Here is a 3,996-nt window from a genome sequence, read left to right as displayed (position 1 = left end):
ATCGTGGCAACTATGAGGCCTTGACGGACAAGACCGCGTTCCAACTCTAAAGCTTGCCCAGATGAGCCGCCGGTCAGCGGGGGTGCGCGATAGCTGCGATGTCGCTCTTACCGCGTCGCGCCGGTGCCTTAGCGGTGGGCTTCTTTGCCGCCACCGGATTTTTGGCCGATGTTGCAAAATAATCTGGAATGCACCGTTCGCATCTCGAATCCGGATTTCCCGTACCCCTTGGCCTATCGTGTTCACTGGCTTCCAGTCGTCGGGATCCCTACCGCGCTGGACTTGATCGAGTTGATAGCCGGCATCACGTCGAGCCGAGAGCGGGAATTCGCGCAAGTCGTCCAGTGCGCTCCCGCAGAACCTCAATAGTTTGCATTGGTCCTCTGGGACTATACAAAAATTTGTATAGATGGGAAATCGGCTGAGCCGGGGAGGACCTAAACATCCGAATTTAAGTCGTACACTCACTCGTACGTCTTATTACTGTTCCGATGTACTAACCCCGGCGGTGCCCCACGCCGTTGCAGCTTTCCCGCCACCGTGCAAGCTGATCGAGTCATACGATGTTAAAGCGCAGAACCTTCCTGCTAGGTGGCGCCGGCGCGCTCGGTGTGTTGCTGGTCGGCTGGTCGGTGCTGCCGCCGGGTCAGCGTCTAACCACATCCACGCCGCTGCCGGCTGAAGGTAATCAGGTTGCGCTCAACGGCTGGGTCAAAATCGCCGCCGACAACAGCGTCACGATCATGATGTGCAAAGCGGAAATGGGGCAGGGCATCCACACCGGTCTCGCCATGCTGCTGGCCGAAGAACTGGACGCCGACTGGTCGCAGGTTCGTGTGGAAAACTCGCCGCTCGACAAGATCTACAACAGCGTGCAGAACATCATCGACGATCTGCCGTTTCGTCCGGACGACGACAGCACGGTCAAGCGTGCCGCGGTCTGGATGACCCGCAAGCTGGTGCGCGACGCCGGCACGATGATGACAGGCGGTTCATCGAGCATGAACGATCTATGGACGCCGATGCGTGAAGCCGGCGCCTCGGCGCGCGCGATGCTGATCGGCGCGGCGGCCGGTCAATGGAAGGTGCCACCCGGCGAATGCCGTACGGAAGGCGGCTACGTACTGGACGCGTCAGGCCATAAGGCGAGCTTCGGCGAACTATCCACGATGGCCGCACAGCAAGCGCTGCCGCGCAAGGTCGCGCTGAAAGATCCCACGGACTTCAAACTGATCGGCAAACCGATACGACGCATCGAAGCCGCATCGAAAATCAACGGCACGGCGCGCTTCGGCATTGACGCGCTACCCGATGGTCTCATCTACGCAAGCGTGGTGATGTGTCCCACGTTAGGCGGTACGGTGGCGCATTTCGACGCGTCGCCGGCCACGACAATGCCCGGCTTCATTAAGGCGTTTTCGCTGAAGCCCTACGCCGGTGGCAGCGGCGGCGTCGCCGTAATCGCAGACAACCCGTTCCGCGCGATGAATGCGGTCAGCGCGATCAACGTGGTGTGGAATGACGGCCCTGCAGCCACGCTGTCGAGCGCGAGCGTGGACACGCAACTCGCGCGGGCATTGGACGATAGCGATGGCCACGCCTACTACCATCGCGGCGACGTCGATGCCGCATTGAGCGGCGCGGCGCGAACGATCAGCGCCGAGTACCACGCACCGTATCTCGCACACGGCGCGGTCGAGCCGGTGAATTGCACGGTGCAGGTCGCGGACGGTATGGCCACCGTTTGGGTCTCGACGCAAATGCCGGGCCTCGCGCGGCAGCACGTCGCGAAAGTGCTGAACATCGACGCCGACAAGGTCGATATGCAAACGCAGCTGCTCGGCGGTGCTTTCGGACGCCGTCTCGAACTCGATTTCATCGCGCAAGCCGCGGCGATCGCGCGCGAGGGGGGCGACCGTCCGGTGCAGACAATCTGGTCGCGTGCACAGGATTTCACCCACGATTTCTATCGTCCGGCGTGCGTATCGCGACTGAAGGCCGGTTTCGACAAAGACAATAAGCTGGTCGTGTGGCATGCCACGTCGGCGAGTCAGGCGATCGTGCCGGAAGCGCTCGCGCGTTACTACGGTGTGCCACGCATTCCCATCGACAAGACTACCTGCGAGGGCGCGTTCGATCAGCCCTACGAATGGCCCGCTGTGCGTGTGGCACACAAGATCGTCGAATTGCCGGTGCCGATTGGATTCTGGCGATCGGTCGGCCATTCGCATCAGGCGTTTTTCACGGAGGGTTTTACCGACGAACTCGCCGTCGCTACCGGTCAGGATCCGATTGCGTTTCGCGCGGCACTGCTCGCGCAGCATCCGCGTCATCTGGCGGTGTTAAGGCGCGTGGCGGCGTTGTCGGATTGGGGACATGCCATAACGCGTGCCGCGGACGGCACAAAGCGGGCGCGTGGCGTTGCACTGCACGAGGCGTTCGGCAGTGTCGTCGCGCAGGTGGCGGAGGTATCGGTCGGCCCGAACAAGCAGATCCGCGTGCATCGCGTGGTCTGCGTGATCGACTGTGGACTGCCGGTGAATCCGAACCTGATTCGTCAGCAGATGGAGAGCGGCATTGTGTTTGGCCTGTCGACTGCGTTGCAGGACGAAATCACTATTGTTGGTGGGGTAGTGGCGCAAAAGAACTTCGTCGATTTCCCCGTCGTGCGGATGAACGATTGTCCGGTGATCGAAACCGACATCATGCCGAGCCAGTTGCACCCGCAGGGCGTTGGCGAACTGGGCGTGCCGCCGCTCGCGCCGGCGGTGGCCAACGCGGTGTTCGCGCTGACCGGCCAGCGCTTGCGCGCGTTGCCGTTGAGGCTCGCATGAAACGCGTCGGATTGACGGAGAAAAGCATGGGATCGCTGAACATCAACGGCCGGGCGGTGGCCGTGCACGCCGAACCGGATATGCCGCTCTTGTGGGTGCTGCGCTGCGACCTCGGCATGACCGGCACCAAGTTTGGCTGCGGCGTGGGCATTTGCGGCGCATGCACGATCCATCTGGACGGCAAGGCGGCCCTTGCCTGCCAGACGCCGATGTCGAGCTTGCACTCGCAGAAGATCACGACCATCGAAGGCGTGCAGGGTGCCGAAGCGCAGGCGCTAAAAGCGGCGTGGATCGATCTCGACGTGGTGCAGTGCGGCTATTGCCAGAGCGCGCAGTTGATGGCCGCCTGCGCGCTGCTTAAGCAGAAGCCCAATCCCACTGATGCCGACATCGACGCGGCGATGTCCAACATTGTGTGCCGTTGCGGCACCTATCCGAGGGTGCGGGCCGCGATTCACCAGGCGGCCGCGAAGCGGCGGCTCGCTTAGGGCCGACAACGCTGCGGCACGCTCAGGCACCTGCGTAAGCCTGTCACTCGCTAATCACGAGCGAGGCGAACTCAGTTCGCCAGCATCTCCACGACCGCCACCACTACCGTGAAAACGCCTATACAACCGCCCAGTGTGGCTGCGCCTTGCATGAATTGCGACATACGTGACCCCGTAACGTGGTATTGAGGCTCGTATTTAACCTGAATTGAAAGGTAAAAGAAAGCTTATCAATAATAGTGATTTACCCGGATGAGACGAGGCGGGAGGGTCAGGGCGTTTTGGTACCCGCTGTCGGTACGGCCTTCGCCGACGCAGCTGCAGCAGAAGCGGGAGCCGCACCAGCAGCGTTCGACACTGCCGCCGCAGGCGCCATCTGCGCATCCGTTTCCCACCCACCGCCAAGCGCGAGGAACAGGTTGACCTGATCGATCGCCACCTGACCTTCCGCGGCCGCTACTTGAGACTTCGTTGACGTCAGCGTGCGGGTCGCATCCAGATCCGAAATGAACGACTCGCGTCCGGCGCGATACAGTCGATGCGTTTCATCCGCCGACTCGGTGGCCGACTTCAACGCAGCACGCAAAGCGTCGGCGCGGGCATAGTCGGACGCATAAGTCGCGAGGCTGGTTTCAGTTTCGCGCAACGCGGTCAGCACCACGCCGTCGAACTTC

At 61.9% G+C, this 3,996-nt stretch carries 4 protein-coding genes; 2 read left to right on the top strand and 2 right to left on the bottom strand.

What is annotated here, in order from left to right:
* On the bottom strand, nt 1-468 hold a 468-nt coding region (locus VFE81_RS24325; RefSeq protein ID WP_325047022.1), incomplete at its 3' end, for a type II toxin-antitoxin system RelE/ParE family toxin.
* A 95-nt stretch (nt 469-563) separates the two neighbouring features.
* On the opposite strand from VFE81_RS24325, the gene VFE81_RS24320 reads away from it, so the two are divergent.
* Together VFE81_RS24320 and VFE81_RS24315 are read left to right on the top strand one after the other, a co-directional pair.
* A complete protein-coding gene (locus tag VFE81_RS24320) occupies nt 564-2,834 on the top strand; it encodes a xanthine dehydrogenase family protein molybdopterin-binding subunit (RefSeq protein ID WP_325047021.1) in 2,271 nt (756 codons plus the stop codon).
* A 26-nt stretch (nt 2,835-2,860) separates the two neighbouring features.
* The gene (locus VFE81_RS24315; RefSeq protein WP_325047020.1) at nt 2,861-3,322 is read left to right on the top strand and encodes a (2Fe-2S)-binding protein; all 462 of its coding nucleotides are present in this window, start codon (nt 2,861-2,863) and stop codon (nt 3,320-3,322) included.
* Nucleotides 3,323-3,593: 271 nt separating this feature from the next.
* On the opposite strand, the gene VFE81_RS24310 is transcribed toward VFE81_RS24315, so the two are convergent.
* Nucleotides 3,594-3,996: TolC family protein (locus VFE81_RS24310; RefSeq protein ID WP_325047019.1), on the bottom strand; the 403-nt coding region annotated here is incomplete at its 5' end.

The sequence above is a fragment of the Paraburkholderia sp. genome (genome assembly GCF_035656215.1).
Taxonomy (GTDB): Bacteria; Pseudomonadota; Gammaproteobacteria; order Burkholderiales; family Burkholderiaceae; genus Paraburkholderia.
Note: the sequence above shows the minus strand (reverse complement) of the source record. Positions and strands in the feature narration are given on the sequence as shown.

Bases quoted from the DNA above. Each gene is read 5' to 3' on its own strand.
- VFE81_RS24320 (WP_325047021.1), top strand. From the start codon at position 564: ATGTTAAAGCGCAGAACCTTCCTGCTAGGTGGCGCCGGCGCGCTCGGT.
- VFE81_RS24315 (WP_325047020.1), top strand. From the start codon at position 2,861: ATGGGATCGCTGAACATCAACGGCCGGGCGGTGGCCGTGCACGCCGAA.